At 64.3% G+C, this 24,676-nt stretch carries 20 protein-coding genes; 10 read left to right on the top strand and 10 right to left on the bottom strand.

Annotation, left to right across the window (positions count from 1 at the left end; genetic code table 11):
- Positions 1–55: 55 nt before the first annotated feature.
- On the bottom strand, positions 56–1,498 hold the full coding sequence (locus LCM4576_RS13270; RefSeq protein ID WP_071032504.1) for a short-chain fatty acyl-CoA regulator family protein: 1,443 nt from the start codon (positions 1,496–1,498) through the stop codon (positions 56–58).
- A gap of 252 nt (positions 1,499–1,750) precedes the next feature.
- On the opposite strand from LCM4576_RS13270, the gene aceA reads away from it, so the two are divergent.
- The 3 genes from aceA to LCM4576_RS13255 all read left to right on the top strand — a co-directional run bounded on the left by aceA (position 1,751) and on the right by LCM4576_RS13255 (position 4,011).
- The gene (gene aceA, locus LCM4576_RS13265) at positions 1,751–3,040 is read left to right on the top strand and encodes an isocitrate lyase (protein WP_071032503.1); all 1,290 of its coding nucleotides are present in this window, start codon (positions 1,751–1,753) and stop codon (positions 3,038–3,040) included.
- A gap of 54 nt (positions 3,041–3,094) precedes the next feature.
- Positions 3,095–3,337 (top strand): hypothetical protein, encoded by a 243-nt coding sequence (locus LCM4576_RS13260; RefSeq protein ID WP_027168360.1) that lies wholly within the window; start codon positions 3,095–3,097, stop codon positions 3,335–3,337.
- Between the two features lie 224 nt (positions 3,338–3,561).
- Positions 3,562–4,011 (top strand): response regulator, encoded by a 450-nt coding sequence (locus LCM4576_RS13255; RefSeq protein WP_040988168.1) that lies wholly within the window; start codon positions 3,562–3,564, stop codon positions 4,009–4,011.
- Between the two features lie 66 nt (positions 4,012–4,077).
- Here the strand turns inward: LCM4576_RS13255 and LCM4576_RS13250 are convergent, their stop codons facing one another.
- From LCM4576_RS13250 to LCM4576_RS13245, 3 genes are all read right to left on the bottom strand, one after another.
- Positions 4,078–4,488 carry a hypothetical protein gene (locus tag LCM4576_RS13250; protein ID WP_071032502.1) on the bottom strand — a complete coding sequence of 137 codons (411 nt, stop codon included), beginning with the start codon at positions 4,486–4,488 and terminating at the stop codon, positions 4,078–4,080.
- 77 nt (positions 4,489–4,565) lie between these two features.
- A complete protein-coding gene (locus tag LCM4576_RS37730; protein ID WP_083361390.1) occupies positions 4,566–4,880 on the bottom strand; it encodes a MerR family transcriptional regulator in 315 nt (104 codons plus the stop codon).
- 186 nt (positions 4,881–5,066) lie between these two features.
- Positions 5,067–5,780 carry an HAD family hydrolase gene (locus LCM4576_RS13245; protein ID WP_071032501.1) on the bottom strand — a complete coding sequence of 238 codons (714 nt, stop codon included), beginning with the start codon at positions 5,778–5,780 and terminating at the stop codon, positions 5,067–5,069.
- A gap of 148 nt (positions 5,781–5,928) precedes the next feature.
- Between LCM4576_RS13245 and LCM4576_RS13240 the strand changes: the two genes are divergently transcribed.
- The 3 genes from LCM4576_RS13240 (at position 5,929) to LCM4576_RS13230 (ending at position 9,814) form a co-directional block, all read left to right on the top strand.
- Positions 5,929–7,365: a glutamine synthetase family protein gene (locus LCM4576_RS13240; RefSeq protein WP_407067377.1), complete on the top strand. Its 1,437-nt coding sequence runs from the start codon at positions 5,929–5,931 to the stop codon at positions 7,363–7,365.
- A 10-nt stretch (positions 7,366–7,375) separates the two neighbouring features.
- Positions 7,376–8,662 carry an FAD-binding oxidoreductase gene (locus tag LCM4576_RS13235; protein WP_071032500.1) on the top strand — a complete coding sequence of 429 codons (1,287 nt, stop codon included), beginning with the start codon at positions 7,376–7,378 and terminating at the stop codon, positions 8,660–8,662.
- A 258-nt stretch (positions 8,663–8,920) separates the two neighbouring features.
- Positions 8,921–9,814 (top strand): SH3 domain-containing protein, encoded by an 894-nt coding sequence (locus LCM4576_RS13230; RefSeq protein ID WP_198540244.1) that lies wholly within the window; start codon positions 8,921–8,923, stop codon positions 9,812–9,814.
- Here the strand turns inward: LCM4576_RS13230 and LCM4576_RS13225 are convergent.
- Both LCM4576_RS13225 and LCM4576_RS13220 read right to left on the bottom strand, forming a co-directional pair.
- Positions 9,798–11,117, bottom strand: coding sequence for a Mur ligase family protein (locus LCM4576_RS13225; protein ID WP_244510793.1), 1,320 nt, complete (start codon positions 11,115–11,117; stop codon positions 9,798–9,800). The genes LCM4576_RS13230 and LCM4576_RS13225 overlap by 17 nt on opposite strands.
- Positions 11,118–11,239: 122 nt before the next feature.
- The gene (locus tag LCM4576_RS13220; protein ID WP_071033122.1) at positions 11,240–11,986 is read right to left on the bottom strand and encodes an SDR family oxidoreductase; all 747 of its coding nucleotides are present in this window, start codon (positions 11,984–11,986) and stop codon (positions 11,240–11,242) included.
- 289 nt (positions 11,987–12,275) lie between these two features.
- Between LCM4576_RS13220 and zwf the strand changes: the two genes are divergently transcribed.
- The 3 genes from zwf (at position 12,276) to edd (ending at position 16,329) form a co-directional block, all read left to right on the top strand.
- Positions 12,276–13,745, top strand: coding sequence for a glucose-6-phosphate dehydrogenase (gene zwf / locus LCM4576_RS13215; protein ID WP_071032498.1), 1,470 nt, complete (start codon positions 12,276–12,278; stop codon positions 13,743–13,745).
- On the top strand, positions 13,727–14,443 hold the full coding sequence (gene pgl / locus LCM4576_RS13210; RefSeq protein ID WP_071032497.1) for a 6-phosphogluconolactonase: 717 nt from the start codon (positions 13,727–13,729) through the stop codon (positions 14,441–14,443). Before zwf ends, pgl begins: the two co-directional genes overlap by 19 nt.
- A gap of 62 nt (positions 14,444–14,505) precedes the next feature.
- Positions 14,506–16,329: a phosphogluconate dehydratase gene (gene edd, locus LCM4576_RS13205; RefSeq protein WP_071032496.1), complete on the top strand. Its 1,824-nt coding sequence runs from the start codon at positions 14,506–14,508 to the stop codon at positions 16,327–16,329.
- A 491-nt stretch (positions 16,330–16,820) separates the two neighbouring features.
- Here edd and LCM4576_RS13200 read toward each other — a convergent pair whose 3' ends face one another.
- The 4 genes from LCM4576_RS13200 to LCM4576_RS13185 form a co-directional block, all read right to left on the bottom strand.
- Complete coding sequence (locus tag LCM4576_RS13200; protein ID WP_071032495.1) at positions 16,821–18,482, bottom strand: VWA domain-containing protein; 1,662 nt, start codon at positions 18,480–18,482, stop codon at positions 16,821–16,823.
- Between the two features lie 95 nt (positions 18,483–18,577).
- Positions 18,578–19,576, bottom strand: a complete 999-nt coding sequence (locus LCM4576_RS13195) for a GlxA family transcriptional regulator (protein ID WP_040988147.1) — start codon at positions 19,574–19,576, stop codon at positions 18,578–18,580.
- A gap of 14 nt (positions 19,577–19,590) precedes the next feature.
- Positions 19,591–20,490, bottom strand: a complete 900-nt coding sequence (gene folD, locus LCM4576_RS13190; protein ID WP_071032494.1) for a bifunctional methylenetetrahydrofolate dehydrogenase/methenyltetrahydrofolate cyclohydrolase FolD — start codon at positions 20,488–20,490, stop codon at positions 19,591–19,593.
- Between the two features lie 211 nt (positions 20,491–20,701).
- Positions 20,702–23,179, bottom strand: coding sequence for a GumC family protein (locus LCM4576_RS13185; RefSeq protein ID WP_071032493.1), 2,478 nt, complete (start codon positions 23,177–23,179; stop codon positions 20,702–20,704).
- Positions 23,180–23,378: 199 nt separating this feature from the next.
- Here LCM4576_RS13185 and LCM4576_RS13180 point away from each other — a divergent pair, with 199 nt between their 5' ends.
- Complete coding sequence (locus tag LCM4576_RS13180) at positions 23,379–24,674, top strand: lipopolysaccharide biosynthesis protein (protein WP_071032492.1); 1,296 nt, start codon at positions 23,379–23,381, stop codon at positions 24,672–24,674.
- Positions 24,675–24,676 lie beyond the last annotated feature (2 nt).

The following is a 24,676-nucleotide window of genomic DNA, read 5'->3' as shown; positions in this document are numbered from 1 at the left end:
GCGCAAAACCGGYGTGATCCAGCATCCGGCGAAGCTTGGGGCACATCCKCCGGGATCACCCCTGGAAATCGAAGGCGCTGAGGCCCGTCACCATCTCRTCGAGGCCGAGCGGGCGCGTCACCGGCGGCTCGGCGCGCGCCAGGCAGCCGACGCGCTCGCAGAGCCTGCAGGCGGGACCTACCGGCGTGGCGAAGCCTTGCCCGGGCTTGCCGGCGGCTCCAACCGGCAGCGCCGCGCCATAGACGATCTCGTCGCGGAAACCGATATCGCAGCCGAGCAGGAGCGCGGTGCGGCGCGGCCGTTCGGAGAAGGCCCCTTGCGGACCTTCCAGCGTGCGGGCGATGCAAAGGAATTCGGCGCCATCGGGCATTTCCAGCGCCTCGACCAGGATCTGGCCCGGCTGCGAGAAGGCGGCATGGACAGGAAGCTTGGGGCAGCCGCCGCCGAAGCGGCTTTGCGGATAACCCTGACTGCCGGCCTTGCGGAAGCGGTTGCCGGCATTGTCGACTTCCAGCATGAAGAAAGGCACGCCCGACGCACCCTGCCGCTGCAGCATGGTCAGCCGGTTCGCCGCCTGCTCGAAAGAGACGCCGAAACGGGAGCGCAAGACGTCGATGTCGTAGCGTGCGCGAACGGCGGCGGCATGAAAGGCCTGGTAGGGCATCATCAGCGCATGCGCGGCGTAGCGGCCGAGCTCGAAGCGGGCAAGCCGGCGCGCCTCGTCGGTGCCGAGCTTCAGCGCCTGGATCTCGCCCGCGATGGCCACCGACATGCGGATCAGGCTCGCCTCCATGGCGACTTCGCGCAGCTGGTCGAAAGGCGAGAGCCGCTCGGACAGGAACAGACGCTGCGAATGGCGGTCGTAACGGCGGCGCCAGTTGGGCATGGTGGCGACCGGCAACACCTTGACGACGATGCCGTGCTCGCGCCTCAGCCAGGCCTTCAGCGCGCCGGACAGATCGTCGCCGGGCTCGAGGACCGATGTGAAAGCCTCCGCCTCCTCTTCCAGCGAAGCGAAGTGGTTCGGCCGACGCTCGAACACTTCGTGGACTTCGTCGGCGGGCAGGCGCGCGCCGGACAAAGCGGTCGCCCTGCCTTCCCTAGCCAGAAGCTGGTTGAGGTCGGACAGGCGCTCGGCCTGCTCGCGGTAGGCGCGAAAGAGCTTCACCATCGCCGCCGAGGCATTCGGCGCCGTCTCGGCGAGATCGATCAGTTCCTGATCGCCAGGCAACTCGCCGGCAAGGAGCGGATCGCTGAAGGCTTCGCRCAATGCCGCGATCGAACCTTTTGTCTCGCCCTGAAGTTCGTGCGGATCGACCTTGTAGACGGAGGCAAGCTTGAGAATGAGCTGCACCGTCAGCGGCCGCTGGTTGCGCTCGATCAGGTTGAGATAGGAGGGCGAGATGCCCAACCCTTCGGCCATCGCCGTCTGGGTCAGGCCCCTGGCGTTGCGCAGCCGGCGYAGCCGCGGCCCGGCGAAGATCTTCTGGTCGGCCATCCCTGCCATCCTTGACAAGAATTTACATGAACATCAAGTCCGGCGCTTGCTTCGCCGTTTTTACAATCGTGACAAATTTACAGAGTTGACTTGTCAATGACAACACAGCTTTTCCTTTATTTTCCGAGGAATCTTGCGGTTTTCCTAGGCACCCTTCGCACCGCAATGTAAATGATGTCATACGCAAACATCGCAGGATATGCCTTTGCGATGCAGCGCCTGGCACAAATTACCAAAGACCCGGAGTGACCCATGACCGATTTTTACAACCTCGTCCCCTCCGCGCCGGAAGGCCGTTTCGACGGCATCGAGCGCCCCTATTCGCCAGAGGATGTGAAGCGGTTGCGGGGCTCCGTGCAAATTCGCCAGACGCTGGCCGAGATGGGCGCGAACCGGCTGTGGAAGCTCATCCACGAGGAGGATTTCGTCAATGCGCTGGGCGCGATGTCGGGCAACCAGGCCATGCAGCAGGTTCGGGCCGGGCTGAAGGCGATCTATCTCTCGGGCTGGCAGGTCGCCGCCGACGCCAACACCGCCTCGGCGATGTATCCGGACCAGTCGCTCTACCCGGCCAACGCGGCGCCGGAACTCGTCAAGCGCATCAACCGCACCTTGCAGCGCGCCGACCAGATCGAGACGTCCGAAGGCAACGGACTGTCGGTCGAGACCTGGTTCGCGCCGATCGTGGCTGACGCCGAAGCCGGCTTCGGCGGCCCGCTCAACGCCTTCGAGATCATGAAGGCCTTCATCGAGGCGGGCGCCGCCGGCGTCCACTACGAGGACCAGCTGGCGTCGGAGAAGAAGTGCGGGCATCTCGGCGGCAAGGTGCTGATCCCGACGGCGGCGCATATCCGCAACCTCAACGCGGCGCGCCTCGCGGCCGACGTGATGGGCACGCCGACGCTGGTCGTGGCGCGCACGGACGCCGAGGCGGCGAAGCTCTTGACCTCCGATATCGACGAGCGCGACCGGCCTTTTGTCGACTACGACGCCGGCCGCACGGTCGAGGGCTTCTACAATGTGCGTAACGGCATCGAGCCCTGCATCGCGCGCGCCGTCGCCTATGCGCCGCATGCCGACCTGATCTGGTGCGAGACCTCGAAGCCGGATCTGGCGCAGGCCAGGAAGTTCGCCGAAGGCGTGCACAAGCACCATCCGGGCAAGCTGCTCGCCTATAACTGCTCGCCGTCCTTCAACTGGAAGAAGAATCTCGACGACGCGACGATCGCGAAGTTCCAGAAGGAGCTCGGCGCGATGGGCTACAAGTTCCAGTTCATCACGCTGGCCGGCTTCCACCAGCTGAACTTCGGCATGTTCGAGCTGGCGCGCGGCTACAAGGACCGGCAGATGGCGGCCTATTCGGAGCTGCAGGAAGCCGAGTTCGCGGCGGAAGCCAACGGCTACACCGCGACCAAGCACCAGCGCGAGGTCGGCACCGGCTATTTCGACGCCGTGTCGATGGCGATCACCGGCGGCCAGTCTTCGACCACCGCCATGCACGAATCGACCGAGYACGCCCAGTTCAGGCCGGCGGCCGAGTAACGGATAACAACCAGAGGAAACGCCCGCAGGGCATTTGCATCGAGGAGAAGACCAATGGCATCGATAAGCCGCGTCAAGGAAAGGGCAGAAGAACAATCGAGCGCAATGAGCGTCGACCAGCAGGCGACGATCCGCATGCTCGCCAACGATCTGCACAGGCTCAACCAGTCGGTCATGAAGGCAGTCGAGGCCGGCGTCTCGGTGGAGCTGGTGCGTTCGGCCAGGCACCATGGCGGCGACGGCAACTGGGGAGACCTTTTGATCCCGGTGATCGTTACCCAGCAGAGTCACACCTGACGTAACGTCAACAGTTTCGGCGATGGTCTCCCGCGCGCTATACGTTCGGAAGACTATCGCATTTTTTCGGTTTGCCTTCACTGTCTGGGGGTACGACTTGCACTGAATCTCGGAAATTCTTGCTATATTTTCGAGCTCGACCGTTTCAGCTTGACACCGGCCGCGATCTCACCCAATTGTGCCTCAGGTTTCAACCCTGCATTGAACCAGAGTGCCTCCCGCCGATGTGTCCCGCTGACCGTGACGACCACTCCGAAAGACACCCGAAACCGGCAGCCCGGAAGGGGACGATCGCGGCTGACTTTTCCAAAGTGCTCGTCGTCGGAAAATCGTCGATCAACCGGGTCGTGGTGTCGAAAATCGTCGAGAAATCGGGACTGAAGCCGATTTCGGAACCGCCCGAGGCCGCAGAGAAGACGCTGGCCGGGCAACTGCCCGGCACCGTCATCCTGGATGGCGGCCCGGACAACAAGGATTGCGACCCGCTGATGTCGGCCATCGACGCGCTGCGGCGCGCCTCCGGCAAGCCGCTGCCCGCCGTGATCCTGCTTTCAACCAGGAATGGCACGCCGGAGAGCCTTGGCCTGTCGAGCGTGGTCGATGCCGTGGTCGCCAAGCCGATCACGCCCGAGAGGCTGCAACCCGTGGTCGATCGCCTGGTCGGGCGCGGCTAGGGAATTCGGGACAGGCCTCCCGGAGCGCCGAAGCGGCACTCCGGCGTTTGCTCTCGGGAGGCTGGGTCAGTCCAGCTCGCCGCGTTCCTTCATTCCCTGCGCGACTTGTCGGAAGAATTCGAGGACCGCCGGGTCGAACGACAGGGGCTCAGACCTGGCCTGCGCCTCGGCGACCGCTTTGCTATACGCGTTGCGTATAATCTCTTGCTCGGCCTGGGGGGTCGAACGCCTGATGTCGGCGGTACGGGATCGCATACGCCGAACGAACTCTTTGGCGGCTTCGGAATTAACGTCGCCTGCCTCTTTCAGCTGGCTTGCTTCCGCCATCATGGCCGTTAGCGCAGCCTTATGGGCGTCTGCGCTGTACTCTTTCTTTATCCCGTCAAAGGTGCGGCTTGCTTGACCAGTCAGGTCCTGTTCCGCGATCAAAGCTTCGAACCTCGCGGCGAATTTCTTATTGTCGGTGGATTGCTGCATGACAGTCTCCTTGGTGAGGCGTTCTAAGTCATCCAGAGAAAGGTCTCGACCCTCATCAAGTTGGCGTTGCGCCCTCTCTATGAGAGTGATCGCGCACCTGATCTTGTGTTCCTGGGATTCCAGCTTTCGCGTTGCAGCCGCAGAATCTCCCGAAGCCGGGAATGATCCCCGACAAGCTTCTTGATCGATTTGAGCGAGAGGCCGAGATCGCGAAGCACGATGATCTGGTGCAAGCGGGCGATTTGAGCAGGTCCGTATAGGCGCCATCTCGATTCGGCGCGGTGAGGGACAACGAGCCCCTCCCGCTCATAGACCCTGAGCGCCTTGGTGGTGACCCCGACCCGCCGAGCTGTCTCRCCAGGACCGAACCATTGCTCCTTTTCGCCGCCCATAGCCGACCTTCCGTTCCGGACCCTCGCCTCTGTAAGGGCGGCCCCAGGGTCCGATGCAAGGGCTTGTCGGCCGGTTCGTTCGCGCCGACCGCTCACCACCCGAACCGATGTTCAGGGCGTCCGCTCACCCGACGCCGCGAAGGCATGCYGCTCACCCGCCGGGCACAACCCGGGAGCTCGGACGTATCAATCCGCCGTGGCGATGCGTTCGACCAACGCGGGCAGTTCRCTGAGATCGGCGATCTCGCGGAAACGTGGCGCCGCGACCGGCGCCTCGGCGTGCTCGGCCGCCCAGGTCAATTCATGCGGGACATAGATGCCCCAGCCGCCGGCATCGATGGCAGGCACGACATCCGACTTCAGCGAATTGCCGACCATCATGCTTTTTTGCGGTCCGTCGCCATGACGGCTGAAGATGCGGGCATAGGTGGCGGCGCTCTTGTCGCTGACGATCTCGACGGCATCGAAAAGCCCACCCAGCCCCGACTGCGCCAGCTTGCGCTCCTGGTCCATGAGATCACCCTTGGTGATCAGCACCAGGCGATAGCTGCCGGCAAGCTTCTCGATCGTCTCACGCGCATGCGGCAGCGGTTCGATCGGATGGCTGAGCATGTCGCGACCGGCAGCCAGGATTTCCGCAATGGTCGAGGCCGAAACGCGGCCTTCGGTAACCTCGATCGCCGTCTCGATCATCGACAGCGTGAAGCTCTTTATGCCGAAGCCGTAGAGGCCGAGGTTGCGCCTTGCGGCTGCAAGCAGGTTCGCCGAAACCACGCTCGCCTCGCCGTGCTCGGCAAGCATGGCGATGAAGCGCTGCTCGGTCATGCGGAAGAACTGCTCGTTCTGYCACAGCGTGTCGTCGGCATCGAAACCGATCGTGGTCAGATGAGAGGCGGGCATATGCAGACACCGTTCTTCATGGACGGCTGTGTAGCCGTTGTTGCAGCATGCYGCCAGCCTCAAGACGGATGCCCGCCTTGTCCCGCCTCCTCTTCCCTTCCCCCGCGGCGCCCGGCTATAGTCCGAAATCCGCAACACAATCTGGTGAATGATGCCGCCTGAGAAAAAGGAAGTCCGTCCGTCAAGCCGGGGGGGACGCGCCCGCACGCCTGCCTTCTTGAAGAACCAAYGCGGTGTGAAGAACTGGAAGGAGGCCAGCGCCTGGCTGGAATGGCGCGGTATCGAGGACATAGAGTGCATCACGCCCGACCAGGCGGGCGTCGCCCGCGGCAAGATGATGCCGTCGAAGAAATTCACCTCCAACACCTCGCTGGCGCTGCCTTCGGCCGTGTTCATGACGACAATCTCCGGCGGCTATCCCGAGGATGGCAACGGCTTCCACTATCCCGAAGATGACGGCGACCTGAAGCTTCTGCCCGATCTTTCGACGCTGACCGTGGTGCCCTGGGAAGAAGACCCGACGGCGGCGGTCATCTGCGACCTCGTCCATCAGGACGGCCGCTCGGTCGAGTTCACGCCACGCAACGTCTTGAAGCGCGTGCTTGCGGCCTATGACGAGCGCGGCCTGAAGCCGGTGGTGGCGCCCGAGATCGAATTCTATCTGGTGCGCAAGAACCCCGATCCGGATTATCCGCTGACGCCGCCCGTCGGGCGTTCGGGCCGGCCGATCGGCGGCGGCGCCGGCTATTCGATCGCCGGCGTCAACGAATTCGACGAACTGATCGACGACATCTACCATTTCTCGGAACGGCAAGGCCTGGAGATCGACACGCTGATCCACGAGGAAGGCGCCGGCCAGCTCGAGATCAATCTGCGCCACGGCAACCCGATCGAGCTCGCCGACCAGGTCTTCATGTTCAAGCGCACCATCCGCGAGGCGGCGCTGAAGCACGAGATCTACGCCACCTTCATGGCCAAGCCGATCCAGGGCCAGCCGGGCTCGGCCRTGCACATCCACCAGTCGGTGGTCGACAAGAAGACCGGCAAGAACATCTTCTCGGCGGAGGACGGCTCCGAGACCGACGCGTTCTTCCATTTCATCGGCGGCATGCAGAAGCACGTGCCGAACGCGCTGGTGATGTTCGCGCCCTACGTCAATTCCTACCGCCGGCTGACGCAGCAGGCGTCGGCCCCGGTCAACAACAAATGGGGCTATGACAACCGCACCACCGCCTTCCGCGTACCACGCTCGGATCCGGCGGCGCGACGCGTGGAAAACCGCATCCCGTCATCCGACGCCAACCCCTATCTGGCCCTGGCGGCGTCGCTGGCCTGCGGGCTGGTCGGCATGAACAACAAGATCAAGGCGGAACCACCGGTGCTGACGACCGCCAATGCGGACGAAATCGACCTGCCGCGCGGCCTGCTGGAGGCCGTCGGCCTGTTCGAGGACGACAAAGAGCTTGGTGCCATCCTCGGCAAATCCTTCGCCGCCACCTATACCGCGATCAAGCGCGCCGAGTTCGAAACTTTCATGGAAGTGATCAGCCCGTGGGAGCGGGAGTATCTCTTGTTGAATGTCTAGGGCACCGGTCATGCCCTATCAATCTCCCATTTCTCCGGGCCGCTCCTGGTACGAGGATACGGCTGGGCCTCGGCCTGAATACCCTTCCCTAGAAGGTGACCGCCGATGTGACGTCGTCATTGTAGGCGGTGGCTTCACCGGACTCTCAGCAGCAGCGCATCTCGCCAAAACCGGCGCGAATGTCGTGCTGATCGAAGCCTATCGCTTCGGCGACGGCGCGTCGGGGCGCAATGGCGGCCAGCTCGGCACCGGACAGCGCGCCTGGGCCGAGGAGTTGGAGGCCGAATACGGCCTCTCCCGCGCCAAGGCACTGTTCGACATGGCTGAAGAAGCCAAGGCGCATCTGCTCGATTTTGCCGCCGCCAACGCGATCGACATCGACTATATGCCGGGTCAGCTTTCGGTGGCGCACAAGAAGCGTTACGTCGACGACTACAAGCGCCATGCCGAGATCATGGCGAGCCGCTTCGGCTACCCGCATTTAAGCTTCATGGATGCGGCGGAAACGGCCGAGYGGTTGGGCTCGACGCGCTATTTCGGCGGCGCGCGCGACACCGGCACCGGGCATATCCAACCGCTGAAGCTGGTGATCGGCACGGCGAAAGTCGCGGCGGCGGCCGGCGCGCATCTCTTCGAGCAGACGCCGTCCACCGGCATCGTTTCCAATGGCGGCAAGGTGACGGTCACGACGCCTAGCGGCACGATCTCCGCCGACAAATGCCTGATCGCGGTCAATGCCTATGGCGGCAATCTGGAGCCGGTGAGCGCGGCGCATATCATGCCGATCRGCTCCTTCATCGGAGCGACCGTGCCRCTCGGCGCCGCCTCCAAGGTGCTGCCGGGCGGCGAGTCGGTCGACGATTCCCGCTTCGTGGTGCGCTATTTCCGCAAGTCGAAAGACGGACGGCTATTGTTCGGCGGCCGCGAGGTCTATGCCGTCAACGATCCCAAGGACATCCATATCCACATCCGCAGGCAGATCGCCGAGCTCTACCCGGCGCTKAAGGATATCGAAATCACGCATGGCTGGGGCGGCTATGTCGGCATCACGATGCCGAGAAAGCCGTTCGTGCGCGAGGTGATGCCGAAGGTGATCTCCATAGGCGGCTATTCCGGGCACGGCGTCATGCTTTCGAACTTCTTCGGCAAGCTCTATGCCGAGACCGTTGCCGGCAATCGCGACCGGCTGAAACTGATCGAGGATCTGAAAATCCCCGCTTTCCCGGGCGGCCGGCGATTTCGCGCGCCGCTCTTGTTTCTGGCCCTCAACTGGTTCGCGCTGCGCGACAGGATTTGAAGCTGTCGGCCCAGCCGAAGCCGTCGAATCGACGCTGGCGGCTCCCACACGGCAGGTTGTGAAAGCCTTAATGGACGCGCAGAATTTCGCAATTTGGCTCACTCGTGCCATAATCAGCAGTAAAAGATGCAATTATGGGCGAAAATCCGGGGATTTCGCGGGCCTTGTCCGCAATAATTTCGGGACCGATGCCGATCGAAGCCAATCGTTGCGGCAATGATCGAAAGAACGTCGGCCCGCTTGTTGGAGGTGGTTTGAGTGAACGGGCCCTTCAGTTTCGGCATGCCGGAACGGCAGCGCTTTACAATGCAGTTCGGCTATAGCGTACGGCCATCCTTCTGGCAGAGGGTRCAGTCGAACGCCCATCTGGTCATTGCGGCGATCGGCACTGCCGCGTTGCTCGGCGTGGCCGCGGTGGCTCTGTGGCTTTGTTTTCCGGGCAGTGACCGGCAAGTGGCTGCGGCAAACGCCGCGCAAACCGTTCCGACAATTCCGGTGAAGACCACGAAGATCGCTCCGGCGACAGCGGCGGTCACCGTGGCTGCAGCAGCGCCGCAAGCCGCGCGCAAGGCGGACGCGGTCACGCCCACGACGGCGGCTCGCGAAGCCAGCATTCCGGCGCTGGCGCCGAACAGTCCCCGCTGGACGGCTTCCGATGCCCAGACGCCGCCGGCCCCGACCGATGACCAACCGGCTCCATCCAAGCAGGCCGCCGCCACCAACCCCGCACAATCCACCGATACGGCCTTTGCCGAGGCCGATGCCGAGAACGACGCCTCGAACGCGCTTTCGCAGGTCGCGGGCGCCGCGAGCGAGACGTCGACGGCCGCGAAGAAGCCTGGCGACAAGATGGATGGCGCCCAAACCGCCGCCATTCCCGAAGCCAAGCCGCAGGTTCCCGATCCGCAACCGGCAGCGGCGGATGACTCGGCGCAGCCCAAGCCGAAGCCTCAAAAAGCCGGCGCGGCCGCAAACGGGCGCATCTTGAGGGCCGTGACCATGCGCTCGGGTCCGAAGAAAGGTGCCGCCGCAATCATCACGGTGCCGGCCAAGGCATCGGTACAGGTGATGAATTGCAAGCAATGGTGCGAGATCGTCTATAACGGCAAGCACGGCTGGGTCTACAAAAGCTACGTCAAGACCGGCGCCTGAAACCTAACCCGCCCAGCAGCCGTTCGTACCGACGTTTTCTGCGCTCGATCCTGCGGTTTGCGAGGAAGGACTTGTGTTCCTCGAACGGCACCTCGTATAAGCCGCACGTGTAACACCCTTCGTTCTTACCACATGCCGGGATCCAGCATTTGACGTCGTGGGTCCATGCCAGCGCAATCCTCTCCAGATGAAGATTGGCGGAGCTCTTGAGCAGGATCAGTTCGCCGGGGACCGCCGTCTGCTTGATGTGGTCCGAGGCATCCTTCGGAGTACGAAGCTCCAGGAAACGCCCGCTGTCGCGGTCCGCCTGGCTCGCGCGTGAGCGATGGGCATTGTCACCAGTGTAGATAACCTCGTCGGCGATATCGCGCGCGACGCCATAAGCAGTGCGATATTTCCGCGACGAACCGGCGTAGTCGGAAATCTGGCCGAGAACGATCCGCTTACGAACAGCCCGCGCTTTGGCCACCATCTCGAACGCGATGTTCAGCGAATGCCAAGGCGCTTTGGCGGCATCGATGATGAATTGCGGGCCGCCATCGATCGCCTCCACCTTGCAGCGATTTGCCAGCGGTTCGAAGGATGCCGTCTTGGCCACGACTTCCTCCGGCGGGACACCAAGTTCCAGCGCCGTGACAATGGCGGCAACCGCCGGCAGCCAGAAGTGCTCGCCGGGAAAAGGTGTTTGCACGTCGATCTCACCAGCATTCCAGCGCAACGAAAATGTGAGCCGGTCCGGGTAGGCGGCATGGACATCCGTTACACGATAGTCTGCAGTCTCTGACTGGCCGAAGGTCGCGACACGGCCCCTTACGTCTGAAGCCATACCGAGCACATGCGGGTCGTCGGCATTCAAGATTGCGAGCCCGCCCGGTGACAATGCCTCGACCAGGGCCTTTTTTTCCCGGGCGACAGCCTCCAGGCTTCGGAATTGAGCAAAATGCTCCAGCCTGACCATCGTTACGACGGCCAAGTCCGGCTTTAGCATCTCCGCCATCGGCCTGATCGAACCAGGCTCAAACGCGCCGGCTTCGAAGACGACGTAGTCGACCTCGCCCGCGCGCTTCATGCGCTTGTAGAGCGTGCGGACAAGTGCTTTGAGCGTGTTGRCCAGAACTTGCGTATGGACCGTGCCGTGACCGGCCAGGATATGCCCAAGCAAGCTGGTTGCCGTCGATTTGCCGGAACTGCCGGTTATGCCGATGAAGATAGCCTTGCTTTKGGCACGCGCACGTGTTGCCCGATAGCGCCGCAATCGCCAGCCCAGATCGTTGCGAATTTCACGCAGCCTGACCTTAACCACGCGCCAATTCCCCTGCCCCGGTCCGTTATCGTTTCGACGAACCATGAAGTCAAATTGGAGACTTGGCTTGACGGCGCCAGCCTATCCGTTCGCCGCATGAGCAGCCGCTACCTGGAAACGGCTCAGATGCAGCGGCCGCCATCGACCTCCAGCGCAACGCCGGTGATGAAGGCGGCTTCATCCGAAGCCAGCCACAGCGCCGCGTTGGCGATGTCGAGGGGTGTCGAGAGCCGGCCGAGCGGGATCGAGGCGCGGAACTTTTCGCGGATCTCGGGCGTGTCGGCGCCCATGAATCTTTCCAGCATGCCGGTCTCGCCGGCGACCGGGCAGAGGCAGTTGACGCGGATGTTCCTCGGCGCCAGTTCGACCGCCATCGACTTGGTGGCGGTGATCGCCCAGCCCTTGGAGGCGTTGTACCAGGTCAGGCCTGGCCTCGGCCGAAGCCCCGCCGTCGAGGCCGTGGTGAGGATGACACCACCGCCCTGCCGGTCCATGATCGGCACGACGGCGAGCGCGGCGTGGTAGATCGCCTTCATGTTGACCGCTGTGATCAGGTCGAAGGTCTCCTCGTCGACGGCGAGCATATCGCCGTTGCGATGGGTGAAGCCCGCATTGTTGACCATGATGTCGATGCGGCCGAAGGCGCTCTTGGCGGCATAGATCATCTCGTCGAATTCGGAGCGCAGGGACACATCGGTCTGGGTCCAGATCGCGTTGGGACCGATCTCCTCGGCCACCCGCTCGGCGCCCTTGGCGTTGAGGTCGGCGACAACCACGCGCGCGCCCTCTTCGGCGAAGCGCCTGGCCATGCCCTCCCCGAAGCCAGACGCAGCGCCGGTGATGATGGCGACCTTGTTTTCCAGACGCATGGTTTTCCCGCTCATTGGATTTCCGCAGTTCTTGATTTCCGACCGCCGCCCCGCWGCGATATTCTCCCTTAGCTTTCGTCACATTCGCGTTCTATGGTGCGGCCGCGAACGTTGCCGGAAGCCATGGCTTTACCGACAGGCCTGTCGGCGGCGCAAGTGTCGGGAAACAGGTGGACCGATGCAACAGCAAGCGATTGGTCCTGCCTGTGACACCATGGCACTGGAAAATTTAAATCGATTAGAATATACCAACCACGCTGCCGGTATCCGGCATCAAATCGGACTGACCATGACCAGCCAGATCATCCCTGTCGATCCCTTCGACTTCATCATCTTCGGCGGCACCGGCGACCTGTCGGAGCGCAAGCTCCTGCCCTCGCTCTATTATCGCCAGCGCGACCATCAGTTCTGCGAACCGACGCGCATCATCGGCACCTCGCGCGCCAAGATGACCGACGCCGAGTTCCAGGCTTTCGCCAGGCAGGCGATTTCGTCCCACGTCAAGCCGGCCGATATCGACCAGAAGGAACTGGAAACCTTCCTGGCCAGGCTTTCCTATGTCCCGGCTGACGCCACCAGCGGCGCGGGCTTCGACAAGCTGAAGAAGGCGATCGGCGACAGCGACCGCATCCGTGCCTTCTATCTCGCGGTGGCGCCGGCGCTGTTCGGCGATATCTCGCATCAGCTCAAGCAGAACAAGCTGATCACGCCGAACTCGCGCATTGTGCTGGAGAAGCCGATCGGCCGCGACCTGACCTCGGCGCGCGCGCTGAACGACGCGGTGGGCGACGATTTCCATGAAGGCCAGATCTTCCGCATCGACCATTATCTCGGCAAGGAAACCGTGCAGAACCTGATGGCGCTGCGCTTTGCCAACGCGCTCTATCAGCCGCTGTGGAACTCCGCCCATATCGACCATGTGCAGATCACGGTCGCCGAGACCGTCGGCCTCGAAGACCGCGTCACCTATTACGACAAGGCCGGCGCGCTGCGCGACATGGTGCAGAACCATATGCTGCAGCTGCTTTGCCTCGTCGCCATGGAGACGCCGTCGTCGATGGACGCCGACGCCGTGCGAGACGAGAAGCTGAAGGTGCTCAGGGCGTTGAAGCGCATCAACGGCAACGAAGCGCCCAAGCACACCGTGCGCGGTCAGTATCGCGCCGGCGCCTCGGCGGGCGGCCCGGTCAAGGGCTATGTCGAGGAGCTCGGCAAGGACAGCACCACCSAGACCTTCGTCGCCATAAGGGCCGAGATCGGCAACTGGCGCTGGGCCGGCGTTCCGTTCTACCTCAGGACCGGCAAAAGGCTGGCGAGCCGGGTTTCCGAGATCGTCATCGAGTTCAAGCCGATCCCCTTTTCGATCTTCGACGACAGTGCCGGGCCGATCTTCGCCAATCAGTTGGTGATCCGGCTGCAGCCCGACGAAGGCGTCAAGCAGTTCATCATGATCAAGGATCCGGGGCCGGGCGGCATGCGGCTGCGCCAGATTTCGCTCGACATGAGCTTCGCGCAGTCCTTCGACGGGCGCGCGCCCGACGCCTATGAGCGGCTGATCATGGATGTGGTGCGCGGCAACCAGACGCTGTTCATGCGCCGCGACGAAGTCGAGGCGGCCTGGAAATGGATCGACCCGATCCAGAATGCCTGGGAAAGCGCCAGGCAGGAGGCGCAGGGCTATACGGCCGGAACCTGGGGGCCGTCGGCCTCGATCGCTCTTATCGAACGTGACGGACGGACATGGCACGAGAGCAATTGAGCGAAGTCCGCTACGGCTGGAACGGCTTTGCCGACCGCCAGGACCTAGCGACGGCGCTTGCCGGTGAGATCGCCGACCGGTTGACCAGCGCCATCGCGAAACGCGRCACCGCGCTCCTCGCGGTGTCCGGCGGCAGCACGCCGGCGAAGCTGTTCGCCGCGCTGTCGACCACGCCGATCGCCTGGGACAAGGTTACCGTGACGCTGGTCGACGAGCGCTTCGTGCCGCCCTCCTCGCCGCGCTCGAATGCCGGGCTGGTGGCGGCGAACCTGCTGCAGAACAAGGCCGCGGCGGCGCGCTTCGTGCCGCTCTACCATGAGGCGGCAAGCATCGAGGACGCGGCCGCGGCGGACAGCGAAGCGCTCAAATCATTGCCCTGGCCGCTCGACGTGGTGATCCTCGGCATGGGCGGCGACGGCCATACGGCGTCGTTCTTCCCGGATGCCGGCAATCTCGAGGAATTGCTCGATCCGGTCTCGCAGCGGATCGTGCTGCCGGTGCATGCGGCGAGYGGCGGCGAGCCGCGGCTCACTCTGTCGATGGCGCGTATCATCGACGCCGGCTTCGTYGCGCTCCATATTGAAGGCGAGGACAAGCGCGCCGCGTTCAACGGCGCGACGGGTCCCGGCGCGAAGAAGCCCATCCGCAGAGTGCTCGAGGCGGCGCCGAGACCGATAGAGGTGTTCTGGGCACCCTGATTTCATATGAGGACAAGTCCGGTGGCAGAGGGAGGACGTCGCCGGGCTCGAAAGGACGGACCATGACAGCCAGACGCGATATCGAAGCCATCACGGAACGCATCCGCCACCGTTCGAAAGCCGGCCGCGAAGCCTATCTCGGCCGCATCGCGGAGGCTTCCAGCCGCACCGCCAACCGCGCGGTTTTGGGCTGCGGCAACCTCGCCCATGGCTTTGYAGTGTGCAGCCCGTCGGAAAAGATCGCGCTTGGCGGCGACCGCGTGCCGAATCTCGGCATCATCACCTCCTACAACGACATGCTGTCGGCACATCAGCCCTTCGAAACGTTCCCGGCGCTGATCAAGGAAGCCGCGCGTGAGGCCGGCGGCATCGCCCAGGTGGCGGGCGRCGTGCCGGCGATGTGCGACGGCGTCACGCAGGGCCAGCCCGGCATGGAGCTGTCGCTGTTCTCGCGTGACGTGATCGCCATGGCGGCGGCGATCGGCCTGTCGCACAACATGTTCGACGCGGCCGTCTTCCTCGGCGTGTGCGACAAGATCGTGCCCGGGCTGGTGATCGCGGCGCTCACCTTCGGGCATCTGCCGGCCGTCTTCATCCCCGCGGGGCCGATGACGACCGGGCTGGCGAATGACGAGAAGGCCAAGGTCCGGCAGCTTTATGCCRAAGGCAAGGTCGGCCGCGCCGAGCTTCTGGAGGCGGAGTCTAAGTCCTATCACGGGCCAGGCACCTGCACCTTCTACGGCACCGCCAATTCCAACCAGATGCTGATGGAGATCATGGGCCTGCATACGCCCGGCGCCTCCTTCGTCAATCCGGGCACGCCGCTGCGCGACGCGCTGACCAGGGAAGCGGCGAAGCGCGCATTGGCGATCACAGCGCTCGGCAATGCCTATACGCCGGTCGGGCGCATGATCGACGAGCGTTCGATCGTCAACGGCGTGGTCGGCCTGCACGCCACCGGCGGCTCGACCAACCACACGATCCACCTGATCGCCATGGCGGCGGCGGCCGGCATCGCGCTGACCTGGCAGGACATTTCCGACCTGTCGGAGGCCGTGCCGCTGCTCGCGCGCGTCTACCCGAACGGGCTTGCCGACGTGAACCATTTCCACGCCGCAGGCGGGCTCGGCTTCCTGATCCGCGAGCTGCTCGACGAAGGCCTGTTGCACGAGGACGTGCAGACTGTGTGGGGCGAAGGCCTGCGGCCTTACACGGTCGAGGCGAGGCTTGGCGACGACGGCGGCGTGGTGCGCGAAGCGGCACCTCTCAACAGCGGTGACGAGAAGGTGCTGGCGCCAGTCAAGAAAGCGTTCCAGCCAACAGGCGGCCTGAAAGTGCTTGGCGGCAATCTCGGCCACGCCGTCATCAAGACTTCCGCCGTGAAGCCCGAGCGGCGCGTCATCGAGGCGCCGGCAAAGGTGTTCGACAGCCAGCAGGCGCTGAACGACGCCTTCAAGGCCGGTCAGCTTACCGGCGATTTCATCGCCGTCATCCGGTTCCAGGGCCCGAAGGCCAACGGCATGCCGGAACTGCACAAGCTGACCACCGTGCTCGGCATCCTGCAGGATCGCGGCCAGCGCGTGGCGCTGGTGACCGATGGGCGCATGTCGGGCGCCTCCGGCAAGGTGCCGGCGGCGATCCATGTGACGCCGGAAGCGGTCGAGGATGGACCCATCGCCAGGATCCACGACGGCGACATCATTCGACTCGATGCCGATGCCGGCACGCTCGAAGTTCTGGTGCAGGGAACCGAGTTCGCGCTGCGCCGCACGGCCGACGCCGATCTCATCGGCAACGAGTTCGGCTTCGGCCGCGAGCTGTTCGCAGGCTTCCGCCAGCTGGTCGGCCGTGCCGATCATGRGGCGGCGGCGTTCGGAAGCGCCTGACCYAGATCCATGTGAAAAGCAACTTAGCGGCGTGAAGGTGCTTAAGTTCTAAGGCTGCGGGCTACAGCGATCTCATGAAGGAGCTAATTCCTCTGCGCAGTAATTTTGAAAGATTGCAGGCTTGTCGGGCAAGCTATCAACGTCCGTTTGGGGTTAGTCAGCGTAAACGCTGGCGATGAGCCGAAGGCTCCTGAACCTCGTCATTCCAGGGCGGAGCAAGGAGCGAAGCGACGCGCGCAGACCCTGGAATCCATGCCGTTACCTGGACCGAAGTGTGCAACGGTGCAGAATTGTGGACTGCCGCGGCGCTTCCGGGTCACGGCATGGATCCTCGGGTCTGCGCGCGTCGCTTCGCTCCTTGCTCCGCCCGTGGATGACGACCGCGATAGGCGTCTCGGCCAACCGCCAAGGCATGGGATCTGCCAACCGAGATGGCATTCCGCGAGCCATTGGCGGAATGCCGATAGYTGGAACGCAGGCAGGCTGCGCGCCTACTGCACGGTGAGCTCGTTGCGCTCGCCGGCCTTGACGGTGAAGGGCGTTTCCTTGTCGGCCTTGTCGGTGGTGAAGTTGGTCACCAGCACGTAGTCGCCCGCGGCAAGCGTCGTTTGCATCTTTTCGCCATAGGCGTAGGTCACCTGCTTGCGCTCGCCCTGGATGTTCTTCTTGGCCTCGAAGATCTTGAAGCCATCGGCGCCTGGCGCGTCGACCGCCACGACACYGGCATTCAGCGTCACGTTGACATCCGCCATCTGCCCGACCGTCACGCTGAAAGGCTGCTCAGCGGACACGGCCTGCACGTCGACGCCCATCACATAGTCGCCGGGCGGCAGGTCGAACTGGCTGTCGGGTCCGTAGGCATAAGTCACCTGGTCTCGGGTGCCATCGAGCTTCTTGGCGGCCTTGTATACTTTCCAGGACACGTCCGTGCCGGCCTTCTCCCCGCCTTGGGTGTAGAAGGCATTGGCCTTGGCCTTGCCRACGCCGACGATGATGTCCTTGTCGACAACCTGGCCGGCGACGAGTTGCATCGTCTCGCTCGCCTGGCCGGCTCCCAGGCTGACGGTGACCTTGGTCTCGCCGGTCGGGACGACGAACTTGACCTCACCGTAATTGGCGTCCGAGGTGCCTCCGGGATAGGCGATGCTGATCTGCGCCCCGCGGTCGATATCGGCGCCCGGCGCCGGTCGGGCATGGATGGATATCTCCGCGGCGTTCAGGTTGAGCGCCGGTTCCGTCGCCTTGTCGGCCGTCAGCCAGACCTTCTGCTCCGCCTTGGCCGCGCCGCTGGTGGCGACGACGATGTAGTTGCCGGCGTCAAGGTGGAATTTGAYGGTGTTATAACCGTAATCGACGTGCTCGCCGCCGGTCCCCTTGGCGTCGTCCTTGAAGATTTCAAAATAGACGTCGGACTTCGGCGCCTCGCCACCATCCTTCAGCAGCGCCGTCGGGATGAGATTGTAGTCGACCTCCGCTGCCTTCGGCGCGGGAGCCGGTGCCGGTTCGGGAGCTGGCTGAGGTGCCGGCGCCGGAGCCGCGACGGTCTCGACCAGAGCTTCCTGCAGCGCCTTCTCGTCGGAGGCCTGAATGTATTTGCCGCCGGTGTTTTCGGCGAGGCAGGCGATCTGCTTGCCCTCGTCGGCGGTCAGGCCGAAGCCGACGACATCGGCGGTGAAATCGACGCCGCTTTCCTTCAGCTCCTTGCCGAGCGCGCAGGGATCGCCGCCGCAGGTCTCCAGGCCATCGGTGATCAGCACCACGGTTGCCTTGTCCTCGGTGTATTTGAGCGCCTCGGCGGCCTGCTTGACGGCGGCCGTGAGCGGCGTCTTGCCCAGGAATTTCATGCTGTCGGCCGCCGCCGAAATGGCGCTGGCGGAGCCGGCCTGCGGCGGCACGATCAGCTCGATGTCGTCGCAGCTGCCCTTGGTGCGATGGCCGTAGGCCATGAAGCCGATCTCGTCGTCGGCCGGAACCGACTGCAGCACCGTGCGCAGCGATTCACGCGCGATCTCCAGTTTCGGCTTGCCGTCGATCTGCGCCCACATCGAGCCCGACGCATCGAGAATGATGATGACCTTGTTGGCGGCAAAGCCAAACGTGGTCATCGACAAAAGGAGGACCGCCGCAGCGGCGCTCCGTATCAGTCCCGCCATGAAAATCTCCTGAGAGCAACCCTCGTCCGCGCTGCGAAAGCTATTTGAGGCGGGTCCTGGAAACAAGCCCGGCCGAGGGTGAAAGGCGGAGCGCTCTAATAAGTGGTGCGCCGCTCTTCCGATGGCGGGCGACCGAACTGCAGCCGATAGCTCTGCGCGAAATAGGAGTGCGAGGTGAAGCCGGTGGCGATGGCGACATCGAGGATCGGCATGTTGGTCTGGCGCAGCAATTCGCGCGCCCGCTCCAGCCTCAGCCGCATGTAATAGCGGCCGGGCGTCACGCTCAGATGGCGCAGGAACAGGCGCTCGACCTGGCGCACCGACAGGCCCGCCGATTTGGCGAGCTGCACCGCGGACAGCGGCTCGTCGAGATGGTCGGCCATCAATTCGACKATGCGCCTCAGCTTTTCCGACTTGCCGGTGAGGTCGCGCTCCGGTCCGACGCGCTGGCGGTCGCCGGCCGAGCGGATGCGCTCGTGCTGGAACTGGTTGGCGACGCCATTGGCGAGGTTGGAGCCGAAATCGCCGCGCACGATCTCCAGCATCAGGTCGATCGAGGTGGTGCCGCCGGCGCAGGTGTAGCGCTTGCGGTCGATCTCGAAGACATTGCCGGTGCAGTTGATGTCGGGGAAACGCTCCATGAAGCCGGCGCGGTTCTCCCAGTGGATGGTGCAGCGGTAGCCGTCGAGCTGCCCTGCCTCGGCGAGCAGATAAGAGCCGACCGACAGGGCGCCCAGCGCATTGCCGCGCCGGCCCCAACTGCGCAGCGCCGCCAGCACCTTGCTCTTGCCCGGGAATTCGGTGGTGAGCCCGACCGAGACGAACAGGATGTCGACCGGCGGCATGTCGGCGACCGAGTAGTCGATCTTCAGCGGCAGGCCGTTCGAGGCCATGACCGCGTCGCCATCGGCCGAAATCGTCGTCCAGCCATAGAAATCGCGGCCGAGCAGGCGGTTGGCCGAGCGGAAGCAGTCGATGGCCGCCGCCAGCGAGAACATCGAGAACTTGTCGACGAGCAGGAAGCCGAACTGACGGCCGCCCTGAACGGGATCGTTCGTGATCGGCCGTTCGATAGGAGCAGTGAGGTTCGGCAAGGATCTGCTTTCGATCAGAAGGACGGCCGCTTCAGCCCGGCCGCGAGGTAGGCGGAAGCTACAGTGTTCGCCATCAGCATGGCAATGGTCATCGGCCCGACGCCGCCGGGCACCGGCGTGATGGCGCCGGCGACCTTGGCCGCCTCGGCATAGGCGACGTCGCCGACAAGGCGGCTCTTGCCCTCGCCCTTCTCGGGCGCGGGGATGYGGTTGATCCCGACGTCGATCACGGTGGCGCCCGGCTTGACCCAGTCGCCCTTGACCATCTCCGGCCGGCCGACGGCGGCGACCAGGATGTCGGCGGTACGAGCCAGCGCCGGCAGGTCTTTGGTGCGGCTATGCGCGATGGTGACCGTGCAGTTGGCGGCGAGCAGCAGATTGGCCATCGGCTTGCCGACGATGTTGGAGCGGCCGACGACGACGGCGTTGAGGCCGGAAAGGTCCTTGCCGCGCACGCGCTCGATCAAAAGCATGGAGCCCGCCGGCGTGCAGGGCACGAAGGCCGTTTCGAGCTCGCCGGTGCCGAGCTTGCCGACATTGATGAAATGGAAGCCGTCGACATCCTTCTCCGGCGCGATCGTCTGGATCACCTTGCCGGCGTCGATATGGCCGGGGAGCGGCAATTGCACGAGGATGCCGTGGATCGACTTGTCGGCATTCAAGTCGCCGATGATCTTCAGCAATTGCTCCTCGGTGGTGTCGGCCGGCAGCGTATGCTGGAGCGAATGGAAGCCGCATTCCTTGGCGGTGCGCGATTTCGAGGCGACATAGACCTGGCTTGCCGGGTCTTCGCCGACGATCACCACCGCAAGGCCGGGCTTGGTGGCTCCCTTGGCCGACAGCTCCGACGTCAGCGCCTTGACCTTCGAAACCACATCCTCGGCGACACGCTTTCCGTCAATCACTTCGGTCATCACGAACTCTCCGTTTCGAGGCCGCATCGATGCATGCCCCATGCCTCAATCCGCATCCCGATCCGCCGGCGCAGGGCGCAATCGGCCGAAATGCCGCGCGGCATTTTCACGAAAATTCGACAAGGCAATCCCGTCAAAGCGTCGTCGGATGCCGTAAACCCGAAACCGACTGCTTTTATCGAAGGTCAGGCGGTTAAGAAATACGGGCGGTTTAGAAATAGCGGCGGCGCGAGCGGCTTTCGGTCAGCTCGYGCACCGCCTCGCGGAATTCACGCAGGCTGGCGCGGATGTCGTCGATCTCACCCTGATCGGCGGGCGACTGGCGAGCGTCGTCCKGGACCGGCGGTTGCGGATGATAGGATGCCGGCGAAGCCGGATAATGGTCCTCGTAGGGATCGGTCCGCGCATGATCCGGCCGATAGGAATAGGAATAGCCCTGCTCGTATGGCGGCCGGAAGTTCTCCCGCGCCGATGTCTGAGCCTTCGGGTAGCGCTCTTCCAGAGTAGGCGCGCGCCAGGCGCTTTCGGGCGGAACAGTGTCCAAATCCACCGTTTCGGCCGGCTCCCGCCGCACGAAATAGCGAAGCGCCGAGGCCAGCGAGCCGAAGAGCCCGGGGCGGCCGGCATCATTGGCCGGTTCCGGCGGCGTGACGGATTGCGCCGGAGCCGACGCGACCGGCGGAGGGGCCGCAGGCGAGGCAGGCGGCGTCGTGTAGGACGYAGCCGGCGATGGCGTGAATGACGCGGCTGAGGGCGGCGTGAAAGCCGGAGCCGGAGATGGCGGCGGCGTGAAAGCCGGAGGCGGCGGAGCGACAGGCGGGGCCGGAGGCGGTGTTACGAGCGGCGGCGGCGCCGGCGGAGCTGCACGGTTCGAAGTGTTCTCCACCGTGGGAGCACGCTCACCCACTCTGCGCCGCGAGCGGCTATCGGCCGTCTCGCGCAGGCTCGCATAGACGCCGCGCAGCCCGCCAAGCCCGATGCCGGCGAACAGGCCGGCAAACAGGCCCGCCAGGGCCATCACCGCACGCGACGGTCCCTTGGCCTGCAGCGGCGCATAGGCCTCCGAAATGACGCTGATATTGGCGGTGTTGATGTCCTTCTGCTCGCCGGTTTCCTTGGCGCGCAGCAGGAACTGCTCGTAGACGGAACGCTTGGCGGCGGCCTCGCGCTCCAGCTCGCGCAGCGAGACCAGATTGTTGTTGACGTCGCCGCTCTGCACCTTGGCCTGCGCCAAGCGCGAGGACAGGTCCTGCTCGAGCTGGACGGAGCGCTTCAGGTCGACCTGCAGCGAGGATGCGATGCGCTGCAGCTCGGCGCCAATGCGCTCACGCGCGCCGGCGAGCTGGGCGTTGAGCGCCTCGATCTCCGGATGGCGCGGCCCGAGCTTGACCTCGGCGCGGTCGGCTTCCTGCTTCAGCGCCGCATATTGCGAGCGCAGCTCGCTCATCATGTTCGAGTTGATCTCCTCGGGCAACGTGCCGCTGAGGACCGAATTGACGTTCAGCGAGCGTGCCGAGGCGGCGCGGGCGTTGAGCTCGAGCGTGCGGGCGCGGGCGACGGAAAGCTGCTCGTTGAGCTTCAGCATCTGGTCGTCACTGATCAGGTGGCCCTGCGCATCGACGAGGTCGTGCGTCGCCCTGAAATCCTCGACGGCGCGTTCGGCCGTCTCGACGCCCTTGCGCAATTCGTCGAGCCTGGCGGTGAGCTCGTCATTGGCGCGGCCCGCCGTGCTCGACTGGATCTCGCTGGAGATCTGCTTGAACGCCTTGACCATGGTGTTGGCGATCAGGGCGGATTTCTCGGCGTTCTGCGTGGTGGCGCTGACCGAGACCACGAAAGTCTTGCCGCCGCGCTCGACATCGAGGCTTTCATACAGGTTGCCGACCGCCAGCGCGCGCTTGCGCGCTTCGTCCGCAGCGCCCGCATCCTGCCGCGACAGGATCGAGCGGAGCGTCGACATCAGGCCGAAGCCGCCCTTGCCCTGGCCGTTGAACTCAGGATCGTTGGTGAGGTTGAGATCGGTGACGACCTTGTTGAGGACGGTGCCCGAAGTCAGGATGCGGACCTGGTTCTCGACAATGGCCAGCGTCGCATCCGAGGCGACCACGTTCTGCGTCAGGTCGCGGTCGGTCAGCTTGAGGTCGCGCGGGTCGACGATGACGTCGGTGGTGRCTTCATATTTCTTCGGCGTCGACAAGGCGATGGCGACGCCGAGCGCGGCGCCCAGGATGGTCGTCGACAGGATCAGCGCCCTGGATCGCGTGATGCCGTGCACGACCTGCATCGGGTCGATCAGCGGCTTCCATTCCTGGGAATCGTCGCCGGCGGATGGCCGGCTCGTATGAGGTTCGGGGGACGCATGCGGCTGCTGGCTCTCCGCCGGGGCTTCATAGAACGGCTCGGGCGACGCAGACCGATTCCTTCCGCGCCGGTCATGTTCGGGTGCGACCGGCTCGGATTCCGGTTGTGCCTGATCGCCGTCAAATCCGCCGGTATCGGCGGGCCGCGGGCTCAACTTCCCTTCGCGTTCGGAACGCGCGGCGCGATGGCGCGCGGCGGCGTCCTCGCGCCAGGAGGAATTGGCCCGCTCGCCGATCGAAACCGTGTTGTCGTCGCCACGCATGGCTTGGCCGAGCGCCAGCAGAGAACGCTCGCGCCTCCAGTCATCACGGTTATCCCTGTCGACCATTGTCCTGGAACTACTCTCTGGCGGCTTGGGCGCGGCGGGTCGGCCAATCGTTAAGCCACGCTAAACGGGCATAGGAAACAAACGGTTAATTTTGCACCCAGGCCCGCACGGTTTCTCGCCTTGTTCGCGGCATTTCGGCGCCGCCAGGACAGGCGCCAGAACGCCGCGTTAAACTTTCCAGCCTATCTATCGCCCCGACATGACCCAGGCCAGCGACATGCCGCAAAGGCGGAGCCTCGCGCGGATCGGCCACTTCGTGGCCAACCGCCGGAAACTGGTATTCGACTATTTCTCGGCGATCAGCGGCGCCGGCGGCCGGCTGGTATTTTCACTCGCCTATTTCATCGCCTTGGCCAACACGCTTTCGATCGCCGAGTTCGGCATGTTCGCGACCGCCTCGGCCGCAGGCATCATGCTGTCGCGCATCCTCGCCTTCGGCTTCATCTCGGCGCTCTACCGCACCGCCACGATCCGCCCCAACCTGATCGGCACCTTCACCGCCGGTTTCCTGCTTCTCGGCCTGTTCTCGCTGCCGTTCCTCGCCGCCGCGTCCTACGTCGTCTATCTGATCTTCTTCGCCGGCACCGTGCCGCTATCGGCCTTTGCCGCTGTCGTCTTCGCCGAGGCGCTTCTGTGGCGGCCGGTCGAAGTGGTGCTGATCGTCAACAACGGGCTCGGCAAGTTCGGGCGGGCAGCCATCCTCGCCATCCTGACGACGGCGCTGAGAGCAGTCGGCGCGATCCTTTTCATGCTTGCCGCGCGGCACACGATCGGCGTCTGGTCGCTGTTCTACATCGGCGCCAACGCCGCCTCGCTCATCGTCGCCTTCGTCTTCTTCTATCCGCGCCAGCGGCTGCGGCTGCGCAGCGAACTCTATTTCCGGCGGCTCGCCGATTCCATCTATGTCGCAGGCTCCGAAGTGCTGTTCTACCTGCAGATGGAGTTCGACAAGCTTCTGGTGCTGTCGATCGGCGGGCCGCATCTCGCCGGCATCTATGCCATCATCATGCGGCTGGTCGACCTCACCGCGATCCCGATCCGCACCTTCTCGATGATGCTGGTGCAGCGCATGATGCGGGCGCCGGAGCTTCTGTCGCGGCTGGCGGTGAAGAGCGGCATAGAGGGCGGCGTATTCCTGGTCTCGACGCTGGCGCTGGTTTCGCTCGRCATCGTGCTGCACTTCTTCCCGAATGCGCTCGGCAAGAATGTCGCCGAGGCAGCGCCGCTGGTCGCGCTGGCGGTCTGCGTGCCTGGCCTGCGCAACCTCGTCGAATACCAGGCCGAGCTGCTCTTCGCGCGCGGCCAGACGGCGGTGCGGGCAATCAATCTCGGCCTGCTCGCCGGATTGAAGGCGGTGCTCTTGACCTATGTGCTGACGACGATCCCCGACACGGCCAATCTCGTCCTGTCGCTCAACATCGTCTTCCTGCTGCTCTATCTCGCCTCGATGCTTTTGACCTATTCGGCCATGCGCCGACCGGCCAAGGCAATTTAAGC

The sequence above is a fragment of the Mesorhizobium sp. LCM 4576 genome (genome assembly GCF_001854815.1).
GTDB classification, from domain to species: Bacteria; Pseudomonadota; Alphaproteobacteria; order Rhizobiales; family Rhizobiaceae; genus Mesorhizobium; species Mesorhizobium plurifarium.
The sequence above is the reverse complement of the archived record's forward strand: the minus strand, read 5'-3'. Positions and strand labels throughout refer to the sequence as shown.